Source organism: Paraburkholderia sp. BCC1885 (genome assembly GCF_900996235.1).
In the GTDB taxonomy this organism is placed as follows: Bacteria; Pseudomonadota; Gammaproteobacteria; order Burkholderiales; family Burkholderiaceae; genus Paraburkholderia.
Map to the genome: position 1 here is coordinate 1 of NZ_CAAJGM010000147.1, position 457 is coordinate 457.

Annotated in this window: 1 protein-coding gene; it reads right to left on the reverse strand. The window is 64.8% G+C overall.

The features are described from left to right. Window positions 1-383, reverse strand: a 383-nt coding sequence (locus tag FQ755_RS14970; protein WP_144155448.1) for a YggT family protein, incomplete at its 3' end; no start/stop codon positions are given. Between the last annotated feature and the right edge of the window lie 74 nt (window positions 384-457).

Here is a 457-nt window from a genome sequence, read left to right on the forward strand (position 1 = left end):
GGGTTCAGCCACGACAGCAGCGCCATCAGGATCGTCATCCACAGCACCAGGTTGAGCGCCCATTTGGCGATGGTCAGCAGGGCGACGATCACGATGGTCGGCAGGATCGACAACACGTCCATGCCGGCCAGCGACATCATCAGCACCACGTAGACGAAGGCGGTCAGCAGCGCCGCCACCACGCTGGCCCAATCGATGCCGCGCGTACCGGTGATGACGCGGCGCAGCGGCAGCACGATCCAGTTGGTCGCCTGCAGCACGGCCTGCGTGACGGGGTTGTACGGCGGCACGCGTACCGCCTGCATCCAGGCGCGCAGCAGCAGGGCTGCGCCGAACAGCGTGAATACGGTATTTAGCAGAAAGCGGGCGATCTCGCCGAGCATCGTTGGAATCCTTGTCTGACAGTCGGGTAGCGTGCGGCCGCCGTATCGTGGCGGTATGCATCGGGCGTCACCTT